Here is a 24,798-nt window from a genome sequence, read left to right as displayed (position 1 = left end):
ACCCGCTGACGCGAGTCGTACCAATGTTTGATAGATATCAGCCCATGCCTCTCATTCCCGAGGAGCCTCAGATTCACGAGAGTGCCCAGGGTCCCCGCGCCACGCCGGCCAGCGGCCGTACCGCGCAGACCCCTCGTCCCGTACCCGGTCCCCGTCCCATGGGATCGCCGCGCCCCGGTCGTCCCGGTCCGCTCCGGCCTGCGCCGCCGGTGCAACGTACGCCGCGAGACGTGGCCGCGCCGAAGCCCGACCCCTCGGGGCCGGTCGCTCCGGTCGCGCCCGTCGCGTCCTCGGCGACTCCCCAGATCCAGCTGATCCCGGCCTCGGTGGAGGGCGCGCTCGACGCCGCCGAAGAGGCCGTGGACCTTCTCCTCGACGCCGGCCGTGCCCCCGGTGACGTGCTGGTGATCACCACCGGTGAGCAGCATCCGTGGGCCGCCCACGAGCTGTCCTTCGGTGAGGCCGCCTACTGGGCGCAGCACGACGCGGGTGACGACGTCTTCTACACGGACGCCTCCGTCGCCGAACGTGCCGTGTCGCGTCCCGTGGTCGTGGTCGCCGTCAACGGCGGCTCAGCCACGACCGCCGCAACCGCCCTGCCGTTGGCCCACGCCCGGGCCGGTGCCCTGCTGGTCGTCTGCGGCGACCCGAAGCAGATCAACTCGCTGCTGGGCGCGGGCGTCTGAGTCCGCTCCGGTGGGTCCGCGAGGACACGCACCGGAGCGGTAGGGACGTTGTGGTGGTATCGCACGGTGGGCGCTTCGGCGTGCGCGGACGGTCGACGGGGCCGTCCGGAGCGAGGTGGGCGAGGGAGACGTGCCGTGCGGTGGACACGGCCCGTCGATTCCCTCAGCGGGCCGCCGCGCGGCGCAGGACCTCCGAGGCGGCACCGCCGGTGCGGGGCAGCGGGGGCGGTGCCTCGGACAGGGCGAACGGCTCCGGCTTCGAATCCGCGTTGGGGCGACGACCGCCGCGACCCTCCCCCAGGACCTGCCAGCCGTCCCGGGTCAGCGTGATGTACGCCCCGCAGCGCAGGCCGTGCAGCGTGCAGGCGTCCCGCAGACCCCACATCCACGCGCCGTCCTCCTCGGTCCACCGGGCGTCGCCGTCACGGCAGTAGAGCAGCACGGCGGTCCGGATCGGAGTGCGGCGCCGTAGGTCGTGCGGGATGACCCGACGCAGCTGGGCGAGCAGCGCGTTGCGGAACACCCAGCCGTCGGCCGGGGCCGGGCGGCGGGTGAAGGAGGCGCTGGCCCGCAGCCGTTCGTCCGGGTCGAGCACGGCCACGACCGCGGTCGCCGGTCTCGGGCGGTGCCGGGAGTGGAGGCCGCTGACGACTTCCCGGGGATTGCGCAGCAGGGGGATTCCGGCGGCGGTCCACTCCGCCGGTTCGAGCACGCGGGCGAGGTTGTTGGCGGAAGCGGCGGACAGGTCGGCGGAGGTCGACGTGGATGCCGCGGAGGACGGAGCGAATCCGAAGGTCACGGTCCTCCCTTCGGCTACGCGCCCACACTGCGGGCGGGGTCGGAATCGGGGGAGCGCACACCACAGCAGAGCCCTACCGGGTCACGGGCGAGCCATGCGGGGAGCGGAGCCCCAATTCTTGCTGTCGAACTGGGATGCGGCAACGAGCAATTGGGGCCAGAGACCGAAATCCGGCGGTATGCGGCTTAGATCCCTACACGGTGATCCCCTACGCGACACGTGAGACGACCGTTCACTATGCGTTCGTACACCGTTCGAGTGCGGCTGGTCCAGAGCGGTGCGGTCGCCGATTGTCAGTGGCATCGGGTTGCATGGGGGCATGGACGAACTGGAACTGCGCGCCGAAGCCGATGCCATCCTCGCCGAACTGGTCGGCGACCCGGGGGGTTCCGCGCGGTTGCGGGAGGACCAGTGGCAGGCGGTGTCCGCCCTGGTGGAGGACCGCCGGCGCGCGCTGGTGGTGCAGCGGACCGGCTGGGGCAAGTCGGCGGTGTACTTCGTGGCCACGGCGCTGCTGCGCCGGCGCGGCTCGGGCCCGACGGTGATCGTCTCGCCCCTGCTGGCACTGATGCGCAACCAGGTCGAGGCGGCGGAGCGGGCCGGCATCCGGGCGCGCACCATCAACTCGGCCAACCCCGAGGAGTGGCAGACGGTGTACGAGGAGGTCGAGCGCGGCGAGACCGACGTGCTGCTCGTCAGCCCGGAGCGCCTCAACTCCGTCGACTTCCGCGACCAGATGCTGCCCAAACTCGCGGTCACCACCGGTCTGCTGGTGGTCGACGAGGCGCACTGCATCTCCGACTGGGGACACGACTTCCGGCCGGACTACCGCAGGCTGCGCGCGATGCTCACCGAACTCGCCCCGGGCGTCCCCGTGCTGGCCACCACCGCGACCGCCAACGCCCGGGTCACCGCGGACGTGGCCGAGCAGCTGGGCACCGGCGCGGGGGAGGCCCTGGTGCTGCGCGGCCCGCTGGAGCGGGAGAGCCTGCGGCTGGGCGTGGTCCAACTGCCGGACGCCGCCCACCGGTTGGCCTGGCTCGCCGAGCACCTGGAGGAGCTGCCGGGCTCCGGGATCATCTACGCCCTCACGGTCGCTGCCGCCGAGGAGGCCACGGCCTTCCTGCGCCAGCGGGGCTTCCCGGTGGCCTCGTACACGGGCCGTACGGAGAACGCGGACCGGCTGCAGGGCGAGGCCGACCTGCTGGGGAACCGGGTCAAGGCGCTGGTCGCGACCTCGGCGCTCGGGATGGGCTTCGACAAGCCCGACCTGGGCTTCGTGGTCCACCTCGGTTCGCCGTCCTCGCCGATCGCCTACTACCAGCAGGTGGGCCGCGCGGGCCGTGGGGTGGAGCACGCCGATGTGCTGCTGCTGCCGGGCAAGGAGGACGAGGCAATCTGGCGCTACTTCGCCGACACCGCCTTCCCGCCCGAGACACAGGTCCGCCAGACCCTCGCGGCCCTCGCCGACGCGGGGCGGCCGGTGTCCGTGCCGGCCCTGGAGGCGCAGGTCGATCTGCGGCGCACCCGCCTGGAGACCATGCTGAAGGTGCTCGACGTGGACGGGGCGGTCAAGCGGGTCAAGGGCGGCTGGATCTCCACCGGCGAGCCATGGACGTACGACTCCGAGCGGTACGCGTGGGTGGCGCGGCAGCGGGCGGCCGAGCAGCAGGCCATGCGGGACTACGTGAGCACGGACGGGTGCCGGATGGAGTTCCTGCGCCGTCAACTGGACGACGAGGGCGCGGTTCCGTGCGGCCGCTGCGACAACTGCGCGGGGGCCTGGGCCGATCCCTCCGTCTCGGCAGAGTCGCTGACGGGAGCGGAGAAGGAACTGGACCGGCCCGGCGTGGAGGTCGAGCCGCGCCGGATGTGGCCGACGGGGCTGCCCGCGCTGGGCGTCAACCTCAAGGGCCGCATCCCGGCCGGAGAGCAGTGCTCCACCGGGCGGGCCCTGGGACGGCTCTCGGACATCGGCTGGGGCAACCGACTGCGCCCGCTGCTGGCCGAGCACGCCCCCGACGGGCCGGTTCCCGAGGCCGCGCTGCGGGCCGCGGTGGACGTCATCGCCGACTGGGCGCGCTCCGCGGGCGGTTGGGCGTCGAACGGCCCCGACGCTTCCGCGCGGCCCGTCGGAGTGGTCGCCGTACCGTCCCTGGCCCGCCCGCAGTTGGTGGGTTCCCTCGCCGAGGGCATCGCGACCGTCGGCCGCCTGCCCTTCCTGGGCGCCCTGGCGTACACCGGTCCGGGCGGCGAGCACGCGACCCGGCGCAGCAACTCCGCGCAACGCGTCAAGGCGCTGTCCGGCGCCTTCGCCGTACCCGATCAACTGGCTGAGGCACTGGCCGCTTCGCCCGGTCCCGTCCTGCTCGTGGACGACTACAGCGACTCGGGCTGGACTCTCGCGGTCGCCGCCCGGCTGCTGCGGAAGGCGGGCAGTGGGCCGGTGCTTCCGTTGGTTCTCGCGGTGGCGGGCTGAGCTGTGGCGCGCGGGGGGAGCGGGGCACTGAACAGCCGGGTGGTGAGCGCCGGTTGGGCCGGCGGACTCGGTGGGCCGTCAACCTGCCGACGGGCTCTCCGCCGTCGGAGTCTCCAAGGAGCCCGGTGTGATCAGGCCCGTCTCGTAGGCGGCGATGACCGCCTGGGCGCGGTCGCGGAGTTGGAGTTTGGCGAGGATGTGCGTCACGTGGGTCTTCACCGTCGCCTCGCCCAGGCGGAAACGGGCGGCCAGTTCCGCGTTGCTCAGGCCGCGGGCCAGGGACTCCAGGACCTCCAGTTCCCGCCGCGTGAGCGCGGACAGGTCGCGGTGCATCGTGGCCGTGCGACCTGTGGGCACGGCGAAGCGCTCCACGAGTCGGCGGGTGATCGACGGCGCGAGCAGCGCGTCGCCGGAGCGGACCAGGCGCACTGCGGCGGAGAGGTGCTCCGGGGTGACGTCCTTGAGCAGGAAGCCACTGGCGCCGGCCGCGAGGGCTCCGTAGACGTACTGATCGAGGTCGTATGTCGTGAGGATGATGACCCGCGGCGGAGGCGAGGGGGCGTCCGGGCCGAGGATGCGCCGGGTGGCCTCCAGGCCGTCCGTCCCGGGCATGCGGATGTCCATCAGCACGACGTCGGGGAGCGTGCGCCGGACGACGGTCACTGCCTCCTCGCCGTCGGTCGCCTCTCCGACGACCTCGATGCCGTCCGCGGCGAGGATCATCCGGAAGCCGGTGCGGACCAGTGCCTGGTCGTCGGCGACCACCACCCGGGGCGGCCCGCTGCCGTCGCCGGTGTGCCGTGCCTCGGTGCTCACTCGACCTCCACCGGGATGATCGCCAGGACCGCGAAGCCCCCGTGCGGGCGACTGCCGGCGGACAGCGTACCGCCGTACAACGCGAGCCGTTCGCGCAGTCCGATCAGGCCGCGGCCGCTGCCCGGCACCCGTGACCTGCGCTGTCCGCCGGTGTCCTCGACCGCCACCCGCAGCTCGCCCGGCGCGTACTCCACGGACACCGTGACCGTGGCACCGGCGGCGTGTCTGACGGCGTTGGTCAGCGCTTCCTGCACCACCCGGTACGCCGTGAGGTCCACGCCGGCGGGCAGCGGGGCCGGGGTGCCGGTGACGGACAGTTCGACGGGTACGCCCGTGCCGCGCACCCGGCCGGTCAGTTCGGTGAGTTGGCCCAGGCCCGGCTGCGGTGCCAGGTTCGCCGTCGCGGCCGACTCTGCTCCGTCCGAGGCCATCGTCAGCAGCCCCATGACGTGCCGCAGTTCCGCGAGCGCCGCCCGACCGCCCGCCTCTACGGCCCGCAGCGCCTCGCGGGCCTGGTCGGGGGAGGCGTCGAGGGTCTTGCGCGCGGCGCCCGCCTGGATCGTCATCATGCTGACGTTGTGGGTGACGACGTCGTGCAACTCCCGCGCGATACGCGAGCGTTCGCGCTCGACCGCGAGCCGGGTCGCCTCCGCCTGCGCGCGGCCCCGCTGCTGCCAGGCGTGCACCAGGTTGGCGGCGAGCGCCACCGGCAGCAGCATCAGCAGCGGGATCAGACCACGGTCTATGTCGGGCAGCAGGGACAGCGTGCCGAACGCGACGCCGCCCGCCGCCAGACTCACCAACGACGGCACGCGGTAGGGGCTGTACGTGGCCGCGCTGTAGGCCGCGATCAGCGTGCTCGCGAAGGTGAACACCGCCGCGTCCTCGGTGATCTCGCCGAGGTGGAACAGCCCGGTGGCGACCAGTACCGCCCAGAACGCGGCCAGCGGATACCGCCGGCGCAGTGCCAGCGGGGCCGCGGAGAGCACGGCGAGCGCCAGCTCCCACGGCTCGACGGGAGGCAGTTTCCGGTCGAGCCCCTGAGCGGGAACGGGGTTCGGCCCCGGCGGCGGTACCGGACGGGCCGGCGGGATCCAGGGCGTCGTCGAGGCCGAGACGCCGGGTGTCTGCGGCCGGTTCTCGTAGGTCGAGCGGTCCAGGTCGGTGGAGACCGTACCCACCGCGAGCACGGCGGCCAGCAGCACATCGGCGATCCAGGTCCAGCGCGAGCGTCGCGGCGGCATGCCGAGGGCGCGCAGCACCGAGGCTCCTCGGCCACGGAAGGACTGAACTGCGCCTGTCCACAACCCCCTCGCGGGGAACGGCCATCGTCGACGGATCCGGCCCGCTGAATTCACCGGCCCATTGTGGCAAGCGGGCCGTACTCCGGGGATCAGCCCACGAGTCGATCCGGCCTCAACCTCTCGACTACGTCGCTGGGTTGAGGCCGCCGGGCCTCCGCTCCACACGGTAGGAACCTTCGACACAGCGACCGACGCGGTGCCCGGCCTCCCGCACCTAGCTTCTGCGAGCACGACACGGGACACGACACGAGACATGCCACACCTGGAGGCGCCGTGAGGGACCTGACCGACCCGCTCATCGAACTGCGTGACGTGAGCAAGGCGTACGACGACGGCCCGCCCGCGCTGTCCGGGCTGACACTGGACGTACGGCCCGGCGAGGCGGTCGCCGTGCTGGGCCCGTCCGGCAGCGGCAAGTCGACGCTGCTGAACCTGGCCGCCGGGCTCGACCGGCCGACCCAGGGCGAGGTGACCGTCGCCGGGGTACGGGTGGACGAGCTGAACGAGACCGGCTCCGCCAAGTACCGCAGAGCCTGGATCGGCATGATCTTCCAGTTCTTCAACCTGCTGGACGATCTGACCGTCATCGACAACGTCCTGCTGTCGGCCCAGCTCGCGGGAATGCCCCGCGCCCGTTCCGCGGCCCGCGCCGACGAACTGCTCGGCCGTCTCGGCATCGCCCGGCACGCGCACACCCACCCCGGCCGGCTCTCCGGCGGCGAGCGCCAGCGGGTCGCGGTGGCCCGGGCGCTGATGAACAGGCCCGCGCTGCTGCTGGCCGACGAGCCGACCGGGGCGCTCGACTCCGCGTCGGGGGCGGACGTACAGGCGCTGTTGCGTGATCTCAACGCGGACGGGCAGACGATGATGCTCGTCACCCATGACCTGTCCCTGGCGGAGGCCTGTGCGACCCGGACCGTCGAGCTGGTCGACGGACGGGTCGCCCGGGACACCGCGCGCAGCATGCCGAAGGCGGCCCGATGAGCGAGCTGGGGCCGACGAGCACCCGACTCGCGAAGCTCGGCGCGACGGCGTCTCCGCCGCCCGGGGGCGCTCAGGACGGCCGAGCGAGGCGGGGCGGTGGCGATGCGCTCGGCCGCGTCGTCCGCGCGGGCGTGGGGCGGCGCCGGGTACAGACCGTCGTGATGGTGCTGACGACCCTGCTCGCGGTGGCGGCTTCCGTGCTCGGCGCCGGGCTGCTGGTGGCCTCGCAGGGGCCGTTCGAGCATGCGTTCGCCACACAGCGAGGGGCGCATCTCAGCGCGGAGTTCGATGCGACGAAGGTGTCGTCGACGCAGCTGGCGGCGACCGCGGACGCCGACGGCGTGGCCGCGGCGGCCGGTCCGTTCCCGGTGGCCTCGCTGCGGCTGGAATCGCCCAGCGGCGGGCCCCCGGGCATGGCTTCACCGCCCATGACGGTGGTCGGCCGTGCCGAGGCGGAGCAGCCGGTGGACCGGGTGAACCTCGTCGAGGGCGAGTGGGCCTCGAAGCCCGGCGAGATCGTGCTGGAGACCGGCGCGCGCACCCCGGACACCGCGGTGGGCAGCAAACTGGAGGCCATCGGCCCGGACGGCACGGCGGAGTTGACCGTGACGGGGATCGCCGAATCGGTCGGCGAGAGCGCCGACGCCTGGGTGCTGCCCGCGCAGCTGAGCCAATTGGCGTCGTCCGGCGCGGACTTCGGCTACCAGATGCTGTACCGCTTCGACGACGCCGACAGCCGGTCGGCGGTCGCGGCCGACAAGAAGGCCGTCTCGACAGGGCTGCCCGACGGTGCCCTGCGCGGCGCGCGGTCCTGGCTGGACGTCAAGCAGATCGCGGACAACAACGTCGCGGCGTTCGTCCCGTTCGTGTCCGCGTTCGCGCTCATCGCGCTGGCGATGTCGGTGCTCATCATCTCCATCGTGGTCAGCGGCGCGGTCGCCGCGGCCGCCCGACGGATCGGCATCCTCAAGTCCATCGGCTTCACACCGTCGCAGGTGGGCCGGGCGTACGTCGCACAGGCCCTGATCCCGGCCTCGCTCGGGGCGCTGCTGGGCGTGGCCGTCGGCAACCTGCTCGCGATCCCGATGCTGAACGAGGTCGAGACCGCGTACGGCACGAGCGCCCTTCTCATCCCTCTCTGGATCGACCTCCTGGTACCCCTCGCGGCCCTGGCGCTGGTGACGGCCGCCGCGGTGGGCCCGGCGACGCGTGCCGCCCGGTTGCGTACCGCGGTGGCGATCAACGTCGGGCGTACGCCGAGCGAGGGACGCGGGCGCCACGCGCGCGGGGTGATGGCCCGGTTGCCGGTGCCGCGTTCCGTGAGCCTGGGGCTCGCGACGCCCTTCGCGCGTCCGGCGCGGGCGGCGACCACCGCGGCCGCCGTCGGCTTCGGCGCGCTCGCGATCACCTTCGCGGTGGGACTGGGCAGTTCACTGTCCGCCATTCAGACGACCGCCGACCCCGACTCGTCCGGTGACGTCGCCGTCAGCACGGTGGGACGGCCGGACGTGACGGGGCGGGGCGGAGCGGGCGACCGTGCGGCGCCGACGGGTGGTGACGAACGGACGGTGGTTGGGCCGGACTCCCGCGCGGGCGGCGAGGGCGTGGTCCGCGGGGACGGTGAGGCCATGGCGCGCGTGGACCAGGACGGGCGCGGCGCGCCGGGCACGACGGTGGATCCGCAGGGCGAGGTGAAGCGGGCCGATCCGGACGAGGTCGCGGCGGCGATCAAGGCGCAGCCGGGCACAGGGTCGTACTTCGGCACCGGCAAGACGTTCGTGAGCGTCGCCGGCGTCAAGGGCGGTACACCGCTGGTGGTGTACGAGGGTGACGCCGAGGGCGCGGGCCAGGTGATGGTGTCGGGGCGCTGGTTCTCCGCGCCCGGCGAGGCCGTGGCACCGGCTCGCTTCCTGCAAACCACGGGGGCGAGAATCGGGGACACCGTGACGCTGACCGACCAGGGACACAGTGCGCGCCTCAAGCTGGTCGGCGAGATCTTCGACCTGGGCGACCAGGGCATGGCGGTGCGGGCCGACGCCGCGTCGGTGGCTCAGATTGTGCCTGATGTGAAGCCGGACGACTTCACCGTCGAACTCGCCAAGGGCACGGACAAGGGCGCCTACTTGGACGGACTCAACACCCGACTGGAGAACGTCGGGGGAGTCGCCGTGAGTTCCGACGACGGCCGCTCCTCGACCGTCATCGTGGTGATGCAGTCGCTGATCGCGATGTTGACGGTGATGCTCGTGGTCGTGGCCTGCCTGTGCGTCCTCAACACGGTGGTCCTCGACACCCGCGAACGGGTCCATGACCTAGGGGTGTTCAAGGCGCTGGGGATGAGCCCGCGCCAGACGATCACCATGGTGCTCACGTCCGTCGCAGCCACCGGCTTGGTGGCCGGCGCCGTCGGCGTACCGCTCGGCGTGGCCCTGCACCACGTCGTCATGCCCGCGATGGGCCGCTCGGTCGGCACCGAGATCCCGACCGCCGACATCGACGTCTACGGTCCCGGCCTGCTGGTACTCCTCGCTCTGGGCGGCGTGGTCATCGCGGCGACGGGCGCGTTGCTGCCGGCGGGGTGGGCGGCACGGACGGGGACGGGGCGGGCGTTGCGTACGGAGTGAGGGCGCGGCGTACGGGTTGAGGGGCGCGATGTGGGGGTGGGGGGCGCGAAGTGGGGGGTGGGGGCGCGGCGTACGGAGTGAGGCGCGTGGAGGCGTACAGGCGAGTGGCAGCGGCGTTGACCTGAGCCGCGCGGATGACATGCTGGAGCCGTGTGTCCGGGGAAGGGCTCCGGACGGGTGTGGTTTCCAAGAGTTGGGGGTCCGCATGGTCGCGGGTCGTGTATTGCGTTTCGACAGTGTGCGTGGGTATGGGTTCATCGCGTCGGATGCCGGCGGCGAGGACATTTTCCTGCACGTGAACGATCTCCTCATTCCCGAGGAGTACATCCGCTCCGGTCTGGTCGTCGAATTCGATGTGGAGAGCGGCGAGCGAGGACTGAAAGCGTCGAACATCCGCCTTCCCGAGGGTGCTTCACCGCCTGTGGCGCGTCGGGCCCACGAGGCGGCACCGAGGTCGGTGACGATCGACGAGCACGGCAACGTGATGTGCGACGTGCTCAGCGCCCAGGAGTACCGGCGTGATGTGACGGAACTGCTGCTGGCCGCGAGTCCGTTGCTGACTGCGGAGCAGATCCTCACTATCCGTGCAGCGCTGGTGAAGTTCAGTGAGGGTCACGGCTGGGTCGAGGACTGAGCCGCACCTTCGATTGACTGACGTCACCGGTCGCTGGTTCCTGTCGACGGCCGGCCGGCATGCGTACGCTGGGGCTGGTGGTCGGGGCGTAACAGGCGGTGTCGGTCATGGTGTTGTCGTGTCCCTGGTCCGAGTTATCCACAGGGCAAAGCGGAACTTCAAGATCCGCGAGATCGTCTGCGCATGACGAATCACGGCGAAACCGCTGGATCACCCGAAAACGGCACACCGTCGCTCGAACCGAGCGCATACGACCATCACGGCGCCGACCACCAGGTCACCCTGCGCACCCCGGCAGAACTGGCGGATGCCCTGCCGTATCTGCTCGGGTACCGCCCGGAGGACAGCATCGTGCTGGTCGCCCTGCACGACAAGGACGGCCGCGGCAGGTTCGGCGGCCGGGCCAGGCTCGGCATTCCGCCCGGCGCGGACGACTGGGCGTCCGTGGCCCGGCAGTTGGCCCATGGGCTGGTGACGGGCAGCGAGCGCAGGGGCGCCAAGCCCGAGCAGATGGTCGCGTACCTCTGCCAGGAACCGGCGGAGGGCGAGTCGGGCCGCCAAGTCATGGAGCGACTGCGCCCGTTGGCCCAGAAGTTGCGCGTCGAGTGCGGCCATCTGGACGTGCCGGTGATCGAGGCCCTGTGCATCTCGGACGGCCGCTTCTGGTCCTACTGCTGCGCGAACCAGGCTTGTTGTCCGCCCGACGGCCTCCCCATGGGCCTGCCCGGCACCTCCGTGCTGGCGGCTGCCGCCACCTACGCCGGCCTCCAGGTACGCGGCACCCTGCGCGAACTGCGCGCCAGGCTGCTGCCCTGGGAGACGGCGGCCGCACTGGAACAGGAAGCCGCCCTGGACACCGCCAACATGGCCCTGGTCCCGAGGATTCTCGACGAGGCCAGCCGCACGGAGGTGGGCAAGGAAACCCTGGAACTGGCCGGCCGAATCATCTGCCACCTGACTGAAGTACCGCCCGCCTCGGGCCCGTTCGCATCGGACCTCGGCGACGACGAACTGGTCGGACACGACGAAGCGGCCACCCTCATCCTCGGGTTGCAGGACCGCGCCACCCGCGACCGCGCGGCCGAATGGATGGAGGGCGACGACGCCGCCCCGGCACTCCGACTCTGGCGCACCCTCGCCCGCCGCTGCGTCGGCCCGTACCGCGAACACGCTGCGGCACCCCTGACCCTCGCGGGCTGGGTCGCATGGTCGACCGGCGACGAACTCGAAGCCCGCGAAGCCCTCGCCATGGCGCTCGGCGCCGACCCCGACTACCTCTTCGCCCGCCTGCTCCACCAGGCCTGCAACGAGGGCCTGGACCCGGAGTCCATCCGCCGCTGCTTGCGAGCGGAACGGCATGAGCGGGGGCGGACGCGGGCGGCGCGCGTGGAGCGTGACGCGCCTGAGGTGTCGTTCGAGGGGGATACGGCGGGGGGTGTGCCGTCGGTGGGGTCTGTGCCGGCGGGCGGGTCTACGTCGATGGGTGGGCCTGCGTCGGGGACTGGGTGCGCGCCCACGAGTCGGCCTGCGTCGGCAACTGGGCCGGTGTCGGCAACGGGGACAGCCGCAGCATCCGCATCCGCACCGGCACCCTCATCCGCACCGGCACCCGCACCCGCACCCGCACCCGCATCGGGAGGTTCCTCCCGCTCCCGACGCCGTGTTCGCGCGAGCGGCGCCCGCTCCCGTCCTCGCCCGGCTCGCCAGGCCCGGACGGATAGTCGCGGAAGCGGGGCGAACGTCCCTCGTCCCCGGGCACCGTTGGCGGACGACGGCGTCGAGGGCATGGCGTGAGCAATTGCCAGGTGGGCAAGGGGTGGTGCTGTCGAACCGACGGCCGCAGCGCAGCGATGCGCGGCCAGCAAGGGGGAGTGGGCGGAGGCATTCCGGACCACCGCCGCCATTCGGTCGGCTCGGGTCGCTCGGGGCGTGACCAGGAGGAGCCCGGTTCCGTTCACCTGAGTGGCGGAACGCCTGGATGGGCCCTGCCGCCGCACCGCCCACGTCCGTCCGGATCTCCTACGGCGCCGCGCACGCCCGAGGTGCACAGAGAGCAGAAGAAGCCGCCCATGTATGAGCCGACTCCGCCCTCCGCCGCCGCCGACCAGACGCGTCACTCACCAGCGACCAGGCCCGCAGGAGTTGACCCCGGGCAGCCACCTCGCGGCGGTCCGCCACCGCCGGGCCCACACGGTCCTGACGGTCACCGCGGTCCATACAGGCAGTCCGGTGCGTCCGGTCAGTCCGGCCAGTTCGGCTCGTCCGGCCCCTCCACTTTCCCGACCACCCGCCGCCCCTTCGACCTACCCCCCACCCACACCACCCTCATCTGCGTCGCCCTCCCCGCACTCGCCATCTCCACGGACCAAGGTCAGCTGACCGGCAAGGGATTGGAGGGCTTCTACCGAGCGGGTCGGCGCGTGCTCTCCCGCTGCCAAGTCCGGGTCGCCGGGCGCGAACCGCTGGCGGTCCAGGCCCGGATGACCGCCGCCGACCGAGCCCGCTTCGTGGGCACGCTGCGCGCCTCCCCGCAGGCCGGCCCGGACCCGGATGTCGTCGTCGAACGCATCAGGCACGCGGACGGCACCGAGCGGATCACGTTGCACAGTGCGTCCCTTCGCCCCCTGCGCGTACCGGTCGAGGTCGCGCTCGCCACGGACCTGGCAGACCTGGCGGCGATCGCGTCCGGTGCGACGGGGCCCGAACTGCCCGCCAGCGTCCACGACTCGGGCCTGCGCTGGACCGGTGCCGCCGGACGCTCGTCGGTCACGGCGGACCCGCCGCCCGCCGACATGCTGGCCTCCGCGGGGCTGCTGCGCTGGGAGTTCGAACTGCCTCCCGGCGGCAGCCGAAGCCTGGAGCTACGGGTGCGCTCGGACGGAACGGGACCCGTCCGAGCCGTGGGTCGCACCGCGACAAGCCCCATCGCTACCGCCCGTGCCTCGGGCGACGACCCCAGAGTCGAGCCGCTTCTACGGACGAGCATCGAGGATCTCCAGGCTCTGCAGTTACGGGACCCCGCGCACCCCACCGACACACACCTCGCGGCAGGGGCTCCGTGGCGCTGCGGTCTCGCCCCGGCCGAGGCGCTCGCCGCGGCCCGGATGACCTTGCCCCTCGGTACTCGACTTGCCGCGGGCACCCTGCGGACCCTCGCGCGTACCCAACTCCGGGATCCGGGGCCGCGGTCCGGCATGATCCCCGGACCGCGCCGGGATGCGGGCCCTCACCTGCCACCGGGTTGCACCGGTACGGAAGCCACGCTGCTCTTTCCCGCCCTGCTCGCGGAGGCGCGTCGTTGGGGGCTCCCCGAGCAGGAGACGGAGGAGTTGCTGCCGGCGGCCGAGCGCTGTCTGACCTGGCTGCTGGCGACCGTGGGCGACGGCACCTACCTGCACGACCCGCACCCGGGCGGCCCCGTCCGCTGCGAGACACAGGCCCACGCCCACCGCGCGGCCCTGCTCGGCGCCGATCTGCTCCAGGACCTCGGAAGACCCGGCGGCGCCGAACTGCGGCGCTGGGCGCAGGCGCTGCGCGGGGCGTTCCGGGAGGAGTTCTGGATCGACGACCTCGGCGGAGGCCGACCGGCGGCCGCCCGCGCACCCGACGGAAGCGTCGTGCCCTACCTGGGCGCGACCGCCGCCCACCTCCTGGACACCGGCCTGCTGGGCGGCGGCGAACTGGCCCCGGGTCTGCTCGACAAGGTGCAGACCGAGCAACTCGCGCGACTGCTCGGCAGTCCCGCCATGGATTCCGGCTGGGGACTGCGCGGACTCGGCGCGAAGGAAGCCGGATACAACCCCTTCGGTCACCGCAGTGGCGCCGTGCGGGTCCACGAGACGGCGGTCGCGGTCGCCGGCCTCGCCGCCGCGGGCTACGAGAAGGAGGCGGCCTCACTGCTGCGGGGCACGTTGGCGGCGGCCGAGGCCTTCGGCCACAGGCTGCCCGAGATGTACGCCGGCGTGCAGCGCACCGACGGGAGCGCTCCCCTCCCGCACCCGGCGGCCTGCCGTCCGGCGGCCACCGCGGCGGCGGCCGGCGTGCTGTTGCCCACCGCTCTCGTGGGCATCCGCCCCGACGCCCCGGCGGGCACGCTCACACTGCGCCCCGTGCACAGCGCACCCCTCGGCGAGCTCGTCCTGACAGGTCTGCGGGTCGCGGGCGCCCCCTTCTCCGTCCGGGTCAGCCGGATGGGCCTCGCGATGGTCGAGGAGGCGGCCGACGGTCTGCAATTGGGAGTCTGACCTCGGACGACCCACCGGCGTACGCCGGGCGCGAGCGGATGGGAACGGGGGAGGAGCGGCCGGCGGGACCCATACCGGACGGAAGTGGATCAGCCACCGAAGCGACCGACGAAGGGAGTGTTTATCGTCAGGCAGACGACTATGATCGCCGCATGCCCTACGACCCGTCAGCCTTTCCGCCCTTCGCCGTCACCGTGGACCTGGTCGTGCTGACCGTGCGCCGCCATGCCCTGTGCGCGCTGGCGGTACGAAGGGGCGAGCCACCCTTCCAGGGGCGTTGGGCACTACCTGGCGGATTCGTACGGGCCGACGAGGACCTGGCGCAGGCGGCGGCACGCGAACTGGCCGAGGAGACCGCGTTGCGCGCCCACGACCAGACCGTCCCCGCCCAGGACAACGGGGCACACCTGGAGCAGTTGGCGACGTACGGCGACCCCAAGCGGGATCCCCGGATGCGTGTGGTCAGCGTCGCTCATCTGGCCCTCGCTCCCGATCTGCCCGCACCCCGGGCCGGCGGCGACGCGAGCTACGCCCGCTGGGCACCGGTCGACGAACTGCTGCAGCAGAGCGGCTACAGCCGTGACGAGGAGCCGGTGGCGCCGCTCGCCTTCGACCACGCCCAGATCCTGGCCGACGGCGTCGAACGCGCCCGCTCCAAGATCGAGTACTCGTCGCTCGCCACAGCGTTCTGCCCGACCGAGTTCACAGTCGGCGAGCTGCGCCGCGTCTACGAAGCGGTGTGGGGCGTGGCCCTGGACCCCCGAAACTTCCACCGCAAGGTGACGGGCACACCCGGCTTCCTGGTCCCCACCGGCGGCACCACCACACGCCAGGGCGGTCGCCCCGCCCAGCTCTTCCGGGCCGGCGGCGCCACACTGCTCAACCCCCCGATGCTGCGCCCCGAGGTCTGACGACGGGAGCCCGGCGACAGCGCCGATCCCCGTTCGTGGGGCGGGCCGTGCGATGCCCCGAAAACCGGACATAGCACGCTATCTTGCTTCGGGTGATCCAGGCCTTCGGACTGACCAGCAACCCCCGCAAGGACCTTCCGCCCGCCGTCGACGACGTCTCTTTCGAGGCGCGTGCGGGCCACGTCACCGCGCTGCTCGGAACAGCGGGGGCGGGCAAGACGACGGCGCTCAGACTCATGCTCGAACTCCAACAGGGCCGTGGCATCACCTACTTCAGGGGCCGCCCCCTGCACCGCATCGCCCACCCGTCGCGCGAGGTCGGCGTCCTTCTGGGGGACGTACCGGGCCACCCGTCCCGTTCGGTCCGCGGGCATCTCCGCATGCTGTGCGCGGCAGCCGGCGTACCCGGTCGCCGCGCCGACGAAGTGCTCGAAGTGGTCGGCCTGGTCAGTCTGCGCGACGAACGCCTCGGCACCCTCTCGCGCGGCATGGACCGCCGCCTCGGCCTGGCCTGCGCCCTGCTCGCCGACCCGCACACCCTCGTCCTCGACGATCCGGCCGACGGGCTCTCCACCCGCGAGGCGCACTGGCTGCACGGCATGCTGCGCGCCCACACCGAACAGGGCGGCACGGTCCTGCTGACCACGACCGACCCCAAGGAGGCTGCCCGCGCGGCCGACCGGGTCGTCACCCTGGAACAGGGCAGGCTCGTCGCCGACCAGGAGGCCACCGAGTTCGCCCGCACCCGACTGCGTCCCCGAGTCGCCGTCCGCAGCCCGCATGCTGCCCGCCTTGCCGCCCTCCTCACCAAGGAAGCCCGCACCGCACAACGCTCGGTGGAGGTCGTGCGCGAGGCCGGCAACCGCCTGTCCGTCTACGGCAGTACGTGCGCCGACGTCGGCGAGACTGCGTTCCGCCACAGCATCCTCGTACACCAACTCGCGGACGAGATCGGAGACATGGGGCCGGGGTCGGCCACCGAACCGGACCCGGAAACGCGAACGGCTGTCGAGCGACAGCCACACCCGCAACCGCAGTCGCAGCCGTCGACGGGGGCCGCAGAGACCTCATCTGTCGCCGAGGAGTCAGCCGAAGTTGACGCGCAGCGTGAACCCGACGGTCTCTGTGAACCCGACGCCGAACCACAGAGTTCGCGCCCCGACCAGCCCAGGAATCCGCAGTCCACGCAGGCCAAGCCGAACTCCCATCCCAGCGCGCCCAACGGGTCGGCCTCTGCCCCAACCCCCCGCCCCACCCGAGCCCGCACCCTCGACGCCCTCGCTCCCCTCCCGCCCCCCATCTCCGTCCGCCCCGCCCCCAGCCCCCTCCGCCCCCTGCGCTACGAGATCCGTCGTGCCGCCGGGATCGGCACCGGGTTTCTCACGGCCGCCGCCGTGCTCGTCGTGTCCGCTCTCACCGCCGTGCTCCTGGCGCGGATCGGCCACACCCCGCAGTCGCGCCTGCTGGCCGCGTGGCCGAGGGAGTTGCCGCTGCCGCCCGCCGCGCTCGGTGCGGGACTGCTCGGCGCGCTGGCCTTCGGCGACGAGTTCCGCCACCCCGCCCTGGCGGCGGATCGCGGCACCGTGCCCCGCCGGCTGGGGCTGCTCGCCGCGAAGCTCCTCGTCGCCGCGGCCACCGCGCTGATGCTGGCCTTCCTCACGGTCGGTTGCGACGCCGAAGTGCTCTATCTCGTCTACGGACGGGAGCTCGCACAAGTTCCCGCCGACTGGCTGCCGCTGAGCGCGAGTTGGATCGGGCTCGTGGTGGGCTGTTCCTGGGCCGGAGTGCTGGCCGCCGGGGTCTTCCGGTCGACCACGGCGGGGCTCGCGGCGGTGGTCGCGGTGCCGGTTCTCGTCGTACCGCTCGTACACAAGGCCTTGGCGGGAGCGTCTGTGCGGATGGCGGCCGGGCTGCCGTTGCGGCTGCGTGAGGCGCTTCTGCTGCAGTGGCCCTTCGGCGGAGAGCGCTATCTGTCCGCCATGGCGCGCGTGGTCGGTCAACCCGTGGGCGGCGCACTCACGTTGTCGCTGACGGCGTTGCTCTGCGCGTATCTGCTCACGACCCTGCGGAGCAGGGTCCGATGACGACCGTCCGCGCTCTTCCGACGCACCTTGCGCACAACTCCCCGGGGAAAGCCCATTTCTTTCCGATAAGGCGTCAATTGCGACGGGGTGAGCGATCACCCTTTCGTGTGCTTTTCACCAAAGACCTCAAGGGAGTTGGGGAGAGCGCCGACAAAGGATCCGTGAGTACCCTTGCGCACACCATGATGACCGCCGCCCGCTCCGCAGACTCCGGCCTCGCCGGCCCGGGCGAACTCGACCGCTACCCCTATGCCGAGGCTCCTGTCGCCGACCGGGTCGGCACCTCCGTCTGGGACGGCGCGGACCACCAGGAGCTGGGCCGCGTGGGCCGGCGTGCCGCGGGCAGCCGCGGCCGCGGGCTGCACGGCCAACTCGTCCAGCAGCTGGGGCAGATGATCGTCTCCGGCGACCTGGGCGCCGACCGCCCACTGGTGCCCGAGGAGATCGGCCAGCGCTTCGAGGTCTCCCGTACCGTCGTCCGTGAGTCGCTCCGCGTCCTTGAGGCCAAGGGCCTGGTCAGTGCCCGGCCGAACGTCGGCACGCGCGTGCGTCCCGTCAGCGACTGGAACCTTCTCGACCCGGACATCATCGAGTGGCGGGCCTTCGGGCCGCAGCGCGACGACCAGCGCCGCGAGTTGAGCGAGCTGCGCTGGACGATCGAGCCGCTGGCCGCCCGCCTCGCCGCCGGGCACGGGCGCGAGGACGTCCAGCAGCGGCTCACCGACATGGTCGAGATCATGGGGCACGCGATGGCGCAGGGCGACGCGCTCACGTTCTCCCGCGCGGACGCCGAATTCCACTCCCTGCTCATCCAGGTCTCCGGGAACCGCATGCTGGAGCACCTCTCCGGGATCGTGTCGGCCGCCCTGCAGGTCTCCGGTAACCCCGTCACGGGTTGTGACCGGCCGACGGAGGCGTCGCTGGCGTACCACGGCCGGATCGCCGACGCGCTCGCCACCGGTGACGGCGGGGGCGCCGAGGCGGCCATGCGTCAACTGCTGACCGTCCACCCCGAGGTGGAGCGCGTGGTGCCGGCGCCGCGCGAGCACTGACCGCGGTCCGAGGGCGGCGCGGCCGGGGGATGCCTCCCCCTCCTGGGCATCGCTCGGCCGTCGAGCCGTCTTCCGTCGGACCCCGCGCGATCCCCGGATCTCGCGGGGTCCGATGGTGCGACAAGGCCGCCAGAGTGTCGCGGAAGCCTCGATCGGGGTCATACGTGACCTCCTCTGCCCGTGTCTGACCGTTTTTGAGTGCTTACGGGGTGTGACTCGGGCCACGCAGATTGGGCGTAACGCTCGCGGGAACAGCACGATGACCTAAGAGGTGACTGCCGAGGAGGGAATACGGACGCCGTTCCAGGCGCTGTGTATCTCCCCGGCCCCCGCCCGCGCCGTCGGCCCAATCCCCAAGCCGGCGGTCGGCTCCTGTCCTCATGGACGGGGCCGGAAGCCGTTTTCCAACGTTCCGAGAGGTTGTTCGTGTCGGCCAGCACATCCCGTACGCTCCCGCCGGAGATCGCCGAGTCCGTCTCTGTCATGGCTCTCATTGAGCGGGGAAAGGCTGAGGGGCAGATCGCCGGCGACGATGTGCGTCGGGCCTTCGAAGCTGACCAGATTCCGGCCACTCAGTGGAAGAACGTACTGCGCAGCCTCAACCAGATCCTCGAGGAAGAGGGTGTGACGCTGATGGTCAGTGCCGCGGAGCCCAAGCGCACACGAAAGAGCGTCGCAGCGAAGAGTCCGGCCAAGCGCACCGCCACCAAGACGGTCGCGGCGAAGACGGCGACCGCCAAGAAGGCCACCGCCACCGCCACGCCGGCGGCGCCCGTGGTGGAACCGTCCGTCGAGGACGACTCCGCCCCCAAGGCCGCTGCCAAGAAGACGGCCGCCAAGAAGACCACGGCGGCCGCGAAGAAGACCGTCGCCAAGAAGGCGGCACCCGCGGCGGCGAAGAAGACCGGTGCCAAGAAGGACGACGCCGAGGCCACCGAAGAGGAAGCCCTCGAGGAGACCCCGAAGACGGGCGACGAGCCCGAGGGCGCCGAGAGTGCCGGTTTCGTGCTCTCCGACGAGGACGAGGACGACGCGCCGGCGCAGCAGGTCGCCGCCGCCGGTGCCACCGCCGACCCGGTCAAGGACTACCTCAAGCAGATCGGCAAGGTCCCGCTGCTCAACGCCGAGCAGGAGGTCGAGCTCGCCAAGCGCATCGAGGCCGGTCTGTTCGCCGAGGACAAGCTGGCCAACGCCGACAAGCTCGCCCCCAAGCTCAAGCGCGAGCTGGAGATCATCGCCGAGGACGGCCGCCGCGCCAAGAACCACCTCCTGGAGGCCAACCTCCGTCTGGTGGTCTCCCTGGCCAAGCGCTACACCGGCCGCGGCATGCTCTTCCTGGACCTCATCCAGGAGGGCAACCTCGGTCTGATCCGCGCGGTCGAGAAGTTCGACTACACCAAGGGCTACAAGTTCTCCACGTACGCCACCTGGTGGATCCGTCAGGCGATCACCCGCGCGATGGCCGACCAGGCCCGCACCATCCGTATCCCGGTGCACATGGTCGAGGTCATCAACAAGCTCGCGCGCGTGCAGCGGCAGATGCTCCAGGACCTGGGCCGCGAGCCCACCCCGGAGGAGCTGGCCAAGGAACTCGACATGACCCCCGAGAAGGTCATCGAGGTCCAGAAGTACGGCCGTGAGCCGATCTCCCTCCACACCCCCCTGGGTGAGGACGGCGACAGCGAGTTCGGCGACCTCATCGAGGACTCCGAGGCCGTCGTCCCGGCCGACGCGGTCAGCTTCACGCTCCTTCAGGAGCAGCTGCACTCGGTCCTGGACACCCTCTCGGAGCGCGAGGCCGGCGTGGTCTCCATGCGCTTCGGTCTCACCGACGGTCAGCCGAAGACCCTCGACGAGATCGGCAAGGTCTACGGCGTCACGCGCGAGCGCATCCGCCAGATCGAGTCCAAGACGATGTCGAAACTGCGCCACCCGTCGCGCTCGCAGGTGCTGCGCGACTACCTCGACTAGGTCGCGGTCGTACGACATCGAAGGCCCGGTTCCCTGTGAGGGAACCGGGCCTTCGCGTGCGGTCGCGCGGGTGCGCCGCGTCGCCGGCTGGATCACTCTGGGTGTCCCATGACCACCCCAGAGTGAGGAACGTGCATGCGTCGTCCTTTTGTCCGGGTCCTGGCCCGGCCGTTGGTGCTTGTGGCCGCGGTGACCGCGATACCGCTGTTGTCGGCGGTCCCGGTGGCCGCCGACGACATCGTCGTAGGAGGTTTCCCGGTCGATGTGTCCGAGAGTCCGTGGACGGTGGCACTGTCCAGCCGTGACCGGTTCGGGGGTACCCGCGCGGGGCAGTTCTGCGGCGGAGTGGCGGTCGGTCCCACGACCGTGCTGACCGCGGCCCACTGTCTCGGCGACGACGTCCTCGGGGCGCCGCCGAACAGGGCGCACGACCTCAAGGTCATCACCGGCCGTACGGATCTGCTGTCGAACCAGGGGCGGGAGATCGCGGTGCGCGACACCTGGGTGAATCCGGACTACGACAGCGGCAGCAACGCGGGGGACTTCGCCGTGCTCACCCTCGCCGAGTCCCTTCCCCGGAGTTCGGTGGTCGCGACGGCGGCGGACGGTGACTCCGCCTACGCGCCGGGGACGAGCGCCGTCGTCTATGGGTGGGGCGATCTCACGGGGGGTGGTGACTACGCGCGCAGTCTGCGGGCCGCGCGTGTGCACGTGCTGCCCGACGCGCAGTGCGAGCGGGCCTATCCAGGCAGTTCGGACGGGGCCTATGCGGCCGACACCATGCTGTGTGCCGGTGAGACGGCGGGCGGCCGGGACGCCTGCCAGGGGGACAGCGGAGGGCCGCTCGTCGCCCAGGGGAAGCTCATCGGGCTGGTGTCCTGGGGGAGCGGCTGTGGCCGCGCGGGCAGTCCTGGTGTCTACACGCGCGTGTCCGTCGCCGTACGGGCCCTGGAAGGGCTTGGAGGGGGTGCCGGGTCGGTGAGCCCGATGCGGGCCGCTGACGGCGGCTGAGGGCTTTCTCGCCTACGAGCGCGGGCGGCGCGGCCCTTGTGAAAGGGGCCACGCCGCCCGTCGACCGGCCTGTGCCGGAGCTGGCTCGTCGTTGACGCGAGTTGTCAGCGCTCTTCTTCGTTGGAGGTTGCCGGCACAGCCGTCAGCCGCTCCGTCTCGTCCTGTATCTCAGCGGCGATCTTCTTGAGTTCCGGCTCGAACTTGCGTCCGTGGTGGGCGCAGAAGAGCAGTTCACCGCCGCTGAGCAGGACCACGCGTACGTACGCCTGGGCGCCGCAGCGGTCGCAGCGGTCAGCGGCCGTCAGCGGGCTCGCGGGGGTCAGAACAGTAGTCACGTCGCCTCTTCTCTAGCTCGACGAGCTGTCGTACCAGGGTCAACATCCAACCAGCCCCAAAACGTTCCCGCTCGGGGCCTTCCCTCGAAAAAATCTTTCGAGGCCGGCTGTCTGCTGCCGGTTGGCGGCGAATGTGCCGTATTGCGTGTCTGTGTGTCTTACGGGTTCGCGCGGTCTGTCAATGTCTGTCCTCCCGGCTGGGTTGCCGGTTGTTCTTGAGGACGTGCCCGGAGCCTAAATGGTTCATGCCCCGAAGGGAACGTGATATGTACTTCACTCCATCGAGGGATCGAACACTCATGCGACTCTGGACTAGTGTGAACTCAGACGAGGGTGGCGTTACAACGGCTCTACCAGGCCTGGGTACCCTCTTGGCGGCGACCGAAGCCGCGCCCTTACCCCAAAGGGCCCCACTTGAAATTCAGCGAGGAGCGAACCGCGTGACCGCCGAGACGTCCGTGCCGTCCACAGCGCTGCTGGCAGGAGCAGACCGGGACGGTTCCAACTACACCGCGCGGCACCTGCTCGTCCTCGAAGGACTCGAGGCCGTGCGCAAGCGCCCGGGCATGTACATCGGCTCCACCGACAGCCGCGGTCTGCTGCACTGTCTGTGGGAGATCATCGACAACGCGGTGGACGAGGCCCTCGGGGGCTACGGCGACCACATCGACGTGATCCTCCACGACGACGGCTCCGTCGAGGTGCGGGACAACGGCCGGGGCATCCCGGTCGACGTCGAGCCCAAGACCGGTCTGTCCGGCGTCGAGGTCGTCATGACCAAGCTGCACGCCGGCGGCAAGTTCGGCGGTGGCTCGTACGCCGCCTCCGGCGGTCTGCACGGCGTCGGCGCATCCGTGGTGAACGCGCTGTCCGCCCGCCTTGACGTGGAGGTGGACCGCAGCGGCCACACCCACGCCATCAGCTTCCGGCGCGGTGTGCCCGGAGCCTTCGCGGGCAACGGCCCCGACGCCAAGTTCGAGGCCGCCAGTGGCCTGCGCAAGACCAAGAAGGTCCCCAAGAACCGCACCGGCACGCGCGTGCGCTACTGGGCCGACCGCCAGATCTTCCTCAAGGACGCCAAGGTCTCCCTGGACACGCTGCACCAGCGCGCCCGCCAGACCGCCTTCCTGGTGCCCGGCCTGACCATCGTCGTCCGCGACGAACTCGGTCTCGGCGAGGGCGGCAGCAAGGGCGAGGAGTCTTTCCGCTTCGACGGCGGCATCAGCGAGTTCTGCGAGTACCTGGCCACCGACAAGCCCGTCAACGACGTCCTGCGCCTCACCGGCCAGGGCACCTTCAAGGAGACCGTCCCGGTCCTCGACGACCACGGTCAGATGTCGCCCACCGAGGTCACGCGCGAGCTCGGCGTGGACATCGCGCTGCGCTGGGGGACCGGCTACGACACGACGCTCAAGTCGTTCGTCAACATCATCGCCACGCCCAAGGGCGGCACCCACGTCGCGGGCTTCGAGCAGGCGATCACGAAGACGATGAACGAGGTGCTGCGCGCCAAGAAGCTGCTGCGCGTGGCCGAGGACGACATCGTCAAGGACGACGCCCTCGAAGGTCTCACCGCCGTCGTGACCGTCCGACTCGCCGAGCCCCAGTTCGAGGGCCAGACCAAGGAGGTCCTGGGTACGTCGGCGGCCCGCCGGATCGTGACCAACGTCGTCTCCAAGGAGCTCAGGGACTTCCTGACCTCCACCAAGCGCGACGCGGCCGCGCAGGCCCGGGTCGTCATGGAGAAGGCGGTCGCCGCGGCACGCACGCGTATCGCGGCCCGTCAGCACAAGGACGCGCAGCGCCGCAAGACGGCTCTGGAGTCCTCGTCCCTGCCCGCCAAGCTGGCGGACTGCCGCAGCGACGACGTGGACCGCAGCGAGCTGTTCATCGTCGAGGGAGACTCCGCGCTCGGCACCGCGAAGCTCGCCCGGAACTCCGAGTTCCAGGCGCTGCTGCCGATCCGCGGCAAGATCCTCAACGTCCAGAAGTCGTCTGTGACCGACATGCTGAAAAACGTCGAGTGCGGCGCGATCATCCAGGTCATAGGAGCCGGCTCGGGCCGTACCTTCGACATCGACGCGGCCCGCTACGGCAAGATCATCATGATGACCGACGCCGACGTCGACGGCTCCCACATCCGCACCCTGCTGCTGACGCTGTTCCACCGCTACATGCGGCCCATGGTCGAGGCGGGCCGGGTCTTCGCCGCGGTGCCGCCGCTGCACCGCATCGAGCTCGTCCAGCCGAAGAAGGGCCAGGACAAATACGTCTACACCTACTCGGACCGCGAGCTGCGCGACAAGCTCCTGGAGTTCCAGAGCAAGGGCGTCCGGCACAAGGACTCCATCCAGCGCTACAAGGGTCTCGGTGAGATGGACGCCGACCAGCTGGCCGAGACGACGATGGACCCCCGCCACCGCACCCTGCGCCGGATCAACCTCTCCGACCTGGACTCCGCCGAGACGGTCTTCGACCTGCTGATGGGCAACGACGTGGCTCCGCGCAAGGAGTTCATCTCCAGCTCGGCGGCGACGCTGGACCGGTCGCGTATCGACGCGTAGCCGCTGCGCTGGGCTTTGGCGGGGGAGTGGGTCGACGGTGGGTCGGCGGGGTGGGGTGACTCGGCGTCACCTCGCCCGGCTGGAGCCGACGGCTGCCGCCAGGGCCGGGGTTGTCCGGTGTGGCCGAGGCGTCGTCGCTGACCAGCGGTGCTGCTGCGCAGGGCTCCGGCGCCCGGTCGGTCCGGGATGGCAGCGGCGCAGGCGGGGCGCACCTGCAACCATCCCTCGCGGCCTCGCGGCCTCGCGGCCTCGCGGCCTCGCGGCCTCGCGGCCTCGCGGCCTCGCCTCGGCGCGCCGACC

17 protein-coding genes are annotated in these 24,798 nt (G+C 71.6%); 13 read left to right on the top strand and 4 right to left on the bottom strand.

Annotated elements, in window-relative coordinates; translation table 11 throughout:
• The first annotated feature begins 44 nt into the window (after positions 1-44).
• Positions 45-686, top strand: a complete 642-nt coding sequence (locus ACWDR3_RS33275) for a hypothetical protein (protein ID WP_450356276.1) — start codon at positions 45-47, stop codon at positions 684-686.
• Between the two features lie 163 nt (positions 687-849).
• Here ACWDR3_RS33275 and ACWDR3_RS33270 read toward each other — a convergent pair whose 3' ends face one another.
• Complete coding sequence (locus ACWDR3_RS33270; RefSeq protein ID WP_450356275.1) at positions 850-1,485, bottom strand: hypothetical protein; 636 nt, start codon at positions 1,483-1,485, stop codon at positions 850-852.
• Positions 1,486-1,804: 319 nt separating this feature from the next.
• Between ACWDR3_RS33270 and ACWDR3_RS33265 the strand changes: the two genes are divergently transcribed.
• Positions 1,805-3,964, top strand: a complete 2,160-nt coding sequence (locus ACWDR3_RS33265; RefSeq protein WP_450356274.1) for a RecQ family ATP-dependent DNA helicase — start codon at positions 1,805-1,807, stop codon at positions 3,962-3,964.
• Positions 3,965-4,042: 78 nt separating this feature from the next.
• Here ACWDR3_RS33265 and ACWDR3_RS33260 read toward each other — a convergent pair whose 3' ends face one another.
• Positions 4,043-4,780, bottom strand: coding sequence for a response regulator (locus ACWDR3_RS33260; RefSeq protein ID WP_450356273.1), 738 nt, complete (start codon positions 4,778-4,780; stop codon positions 4,043-4,045).
• Entirely contained in the window at positions 4,777-6,042 is a 1,266-nt protein-coding gene (locus tag ACWDR3_RS33255) for a sensor histidine kinase (protein ID WP_450356272.1), read from the bottom strand. Before ACWDR3_RS33255 ends, ACWDR3_RS33260 begins: the two co-directional genes overlap by 4 nt.
• A gap of 315 nt (positions 6,043-6,357) precedes the next feature.
• Here ACWDR3_RS33255 and ACWDR3_RS33250 point away from each other — a divergent pair, with 315 nt between their 5' ends.
• The 10 genes from ACWDR3_RS33250 (at position 6,358) to ACWDR3_RS33205 (ending at position 21,599) form a co-directional block, all read left to right on the top strand.
• The gene (locus ACWDR3_RS33250) at positions 6,358-7,068 is read left to right on the top strand and encodes an ABC transporter ATP-binding protein (protein WP_450356271.1); all 711 of its coding nucleotides are present in this window, start codon (positions 6,358-6,360) and stop codon (positions 7,066-7,068) included.
• The gene (locus ACWDR3_RS33245) at positions 7,065-9,692 is read left to right on the top strand and encodes an ABC transporter permease (RefSeq protein ID WP_450356270.1); all 2,628 of its coding nucleotides are present in this window, start codon (positions 7,065-7,067) and stop codon (positions 9,690-9,692) included. Before ACWDR3_RS33250 ends, ACWDR3_RS33245 begins: the two co-directional genes overlap by 4 nt.
• Positions 9,693-9,897: 205 nt before the next feature.
• Entirely contained in the window at positions 9,898-10,326 is a 429-nt protein-coding gene (locus ACWDR3_RS33240) for a cold-shock protein (RefSeq protein ID WP_450356269.1), read from the top strand.
• A gap of 183 nt (positions 10,327-10,509) precedes the next feature.
• Positions 10,510-12,120: a DUF4192 domain-containing protein gene (locus ACWDR3_RS33235; protein WP_450356268.1), complete on the top strand. Its 1,611-nt coding sequence runs from the start codon at positions 10,510-10,512 to the stop codon at positions 12,118-12,120.
• A gap of 581 nt (positions 12,121-12,701) precedes the next feature.
• Entirely contained in the window at positions 12,702-14,570 is a 1,869-nt protein-coding gene (locus ACWDR3_RS33230) for a glycogen debranching N-terminal domain-containing protein (protein WP_450356283.1), read from the top strand.
• 152 nt (positions 14,571-14,722) lie between these two features.
• Complete coding sequence (locus ACWDR3_RS33225) at positions 14,723-15,481, top strand: NUDIX hydrolase (protein ID WP_450356267.1); 759 nt, start codon at positions 14,723-14,725, stop codon at positions 15,479-15,481.
• Between the two features lie 92 nt (positions 15,482-15,573).
• Complete coding sequence (locus ACWDR3_RS33220) at positions 15,574-17,565, top strand: ATP-binding cassette domain-containing protein (protein WP_450356266.1); 1,992 nt, start codon at positions 15,574-15,576, stop codon at positions 17,563-17,565.
• Between the two features lie 161 nt (positions 17,566-17,726).
• Entirely contained in the window at positions 17,727-18,617 is an 891-nt protein-coding gene (locus ACWDR3_RS33215; protein ID WP_450356265.1) for a FadR/GntR family transcriptional regulator, read from the top strand.
• 426 nt (positions 18,618-19,043) lie between these two features.
• The gene (locus tag ACWDR3_RS33210) at positions 19,044-20,588 is read left to right on the top strand and encodes an RNA polymerase sigma factor (protein ID WP_450356264.1); all 1,545 of its coding nucleotides are present in this window, start codon (positions 19,044-19,046) and stop codon (positions 20,586-20,588) included.
• A 135-nt stretch (positions 20,589-20,723) separates the two neighbouring features.
• Positions 20,724-21,599, top strand: a complete 876-nt coding sequence (locus ACWDR3_RS33205) for a serine protease (protein WP_450356263.1) — start codon at positions 20,724-20,726, stop codon at positions 21,597-21,599.
• 104 nt (positions 21,600-21,703) lie between these two features.
• Here the strand turns inward: ACWDR3_RS33205 and ACWDR3_RS33200 are convergent, their stop codons facing one another.
• The gene (locus ACWDR3_RS33200) at positions 21,704-21,934 is read right to left on the bottom strand and encodes a DUF7455 domain-containing protein (RefSeq protein ID WP_123997256.1); all 231 of its coding nucleotides are present in this window, start codon (positions 21,932-21,934) and stop codon (positions 21,704-21,706) included.
• A 440-nt stretch (positions 21,935-22,374) separates the two neighbouring features.
• On the opposite strand from ACWDR3_RS33200, the gene ACWDR3_RS33195 reads away from it, so the two are divergent.
• The gene (locus ACWDR3_RS33195; protein WP_450356262.1) at positions 22,375-24,498 is read left to right on the top strand and encodes a DNA gyrase/topoisomerase IV subunit B; all 2,124 of its coding nucleotides are present in this window, start codon (positions 22,375-22,377) and stop codon (positions 24,496-24,498) included.
• Positions 24,499-24,798 lie beyond the last annotated feature (300 nt).

The sequence above is a fragment of the Streptomyces sp. NPDC001002 genome (genome assembly GCF_053599215.1).
The sequence above is the reverse complement of the archived record's forward strand: the minus strand, read 5'-3'. Positions and strand labels throughout refer to the sequence as shown.

Excerpts from the sequence above, each read along its gene's own strand:
- ACWDR3_RS33235 (WP_450356268.1), top strand. The coding sequence starts at position 10,510 with ATGACGAATCACGGCGAAACCGCTGGATCACCCGAAAACGGCACACCG.
- ACWDR3_RS33205 (WP_450356263.1), top strand. The coding sequence starts at position 20,724 with ATGCGTCGTCCTTTTGTCCGGGTCCTGGCCCGGCCGTTGGTGCTTGTG.
- ACWDR3_RS33265 (WP_450356274.1), top strand. The coding sequence starts at position 1,805 with ATGGACGAACTGGAACTGCGCGCCGAAGCCGATGCCATCCTCGCCGAA.
- ACWDR3_RS33240 (WP_450356269.1), top strand. The coding sequence starts at position 9,898 with ATGGTCGCGGGTCGTGTATTGCGTTTCGACAGTGTGCGTGGGTATGGG.
- ACWDR3_RS33225 (WP_450356267.1), top strand. The coding sequence starts at position 14,723 with ATGCCCTACGACCCGTCAGCCTTTCCGCCCTTCGCCGTCACCGTGGAC.
- ACWDR3_RS33275 (WP_450356276.1), top strand. The coding sequence starts at position 45 with ATGCCTCTCATTCCCGAGGAGCCTCAGATTCACGAGAGTGCCCAGGGT.
- ACWDR3_RS33245 (WP_450356270.1), top strand. The coding sequence starts at position 7,065 with ATGAGCGAGCTGGGGCCGACGAGCACCCGACTCGCGAAGCTCGGCGCG.